The organism is Variovorax sp. H27-G14 (assembly GCF_046156345.1).
GTDB lineage: Bacteria > Pseudomonadota > Gammaproteobacteria > Burkholderiales > Burkholderiaceae_C > Variovorax.
Map to the genome: position 1 here is coordinate 1 of NZ_JAYLVN010000053.1, position 1,644 is coordinate 1,644.

Annotated in this window: 1 protein-coding gene; it reads right to left on the minus strand. The window is 62.8% G+C overall.

Annotated features, from left to right (window positions below; translation table 11 throughout):
* Nucleotides 1–139 precede the first annotated feature (139 nt).
* On the minus strand, nucleotides 140–1,555 hold the full coding sequence (locus VLK31_RS36170; RefSeq protein WP_409173314.1) for an ISNCY family transposase: 1,416 nt from the start codon (nucleotides 1,553–1,555) through the stop codon (nucleotides 140–142).
* Between the last annotated feature and the right edge of the window lie 89 nt (nucleotides 1,556–1,644).

Genomic DNA, 1,644 nt, shown 5'->3' on the forward strand with positions numbered 1-1,644 from the left:
TGTCAAGGCCAAATTCAGATGTCGCATCTCTGGCCAAATAGACATGTCGCATTTCTTCTTTCTTGAAGGTCTCAAGCGAACGCAGTGACTGCCTTGCTTCTACACCTGCACAGGCTTGCCACCGAAGGCATCATGATCGTCACTTCAGCGCTGCCCGATGGGTCGGCGCGGGCGGCTTGCAGACGCTCATCACGGCCAGTTCGAGGTCGCCGGATGTGAACTGCCTCGAGCGCTTAGTGCCGGGCAGAGCCTTGCGAGGGTAGGGCGCCTGCCCCTGATTCGTGCGCGAGGGCGTGCTCGACTTCCTGCGATCGTCGCGCTGGCTCTGGATCACCACGGCAGCCTGCAGTGCATGGCTCAGACGCTTGTTCTCCACGATGGCAGCCGTGTCCACCTGCGGCAATCTGTCGTAGCGCTCGTAGGCCAGACTGATGCCGTCCGCGCGCAGTTCGATGCGGCCGTCCGGATACTCGTAGACATCGATGTAGCGATGGATCAGCTTGCGGTTGGCCGGCGTGTCCTTGAGCAGGTAGATCACGCGGTCGTGCTGCAGCGTCAGTGAGAGTGACACCTTGCGCTGCAACCGCCAGGTGAAGATCAGATCGAGATCCTCGTCGGCTCGCACTGGCCGATGGGCATCGAAGTCCCGCCTGGCCGGCTTCGCAAACCGCGCATTGAAGTCCGCCATGAAGAGCGGCGCGAAGGCGTTTGCCGCATCGCGCGTGTTGATCCCGCGCAGGCGCAGTTCCTTGACCAGCCGGTCCTGCAGCGTCAGGTTGGCACGCTCGACACGACCCTTGGCCTGGCTGGTGTTGGCGCACATGATGTCGATGTTCAGCTCGAACAGCGCACGGCCGTATTGCGTGGCGCTGCGGCCGAAGTCGGTCGAGGTCTGCACCGCGCGAAAGATGGCGGCCTTGTCGCTGTAGAACGCCACCGGCTTGCCATGCTCCTCCAGGTACGACCGCGTGGCTTCGAAGTAAGCGAAGGCCGATTCCGTCGGCACGAAGTGCAACTGCATCAGACGACTGGTCGCGTCGTCGATGAACACCAGCAGCGTACAGGCCGGCGCACGGTCTTCGAACCAAGCGTGGTCGCTGCCATCGATCTGGATCAGCTCGCCCAGACACGAACGCCGGTTGCGCGGCTGGTGGATCGTCGGGGCCCGCTGTTTGCGGGGCGTCCAGAGACCTGCGGCCATCATCAGCAACCTGATGGTCTCCTTGGCCAGCGGCAGGCCGTGGCACTCGCGCAGCTTCTCGCATGCCAGCGTGGGCCCGAAGTCAGCGTAGCGCTCTTTGATCAGCGTAGTCGCGCGTTCGGCCACGCCAGGTGCCAGTTGATGGTTGCTGGGGCGGCCTCGCTTTCGCGAGACCAGCCCGCAAGCGCCTTCGTCCTTGTAGCGCTGGACCAGCCGCTCGAGCTGACGTCGGCTCAGCCCCAGGCGCTGCGCCGCCTGGCCAACCCGCAGCATCCGGTCGACCACCGCCTGGATGGTCTTGAGGCGATCGACTTCGCGCATCGACATGGTGATAGTTGCCGTGGATGTGGCCATCGCTGTACCTCGGATCCAGAAGCTGGACCGGGCCAACGATGCGACATTTCTATTTAGTCAAAACACGACATTACTAATCAGCCACTACA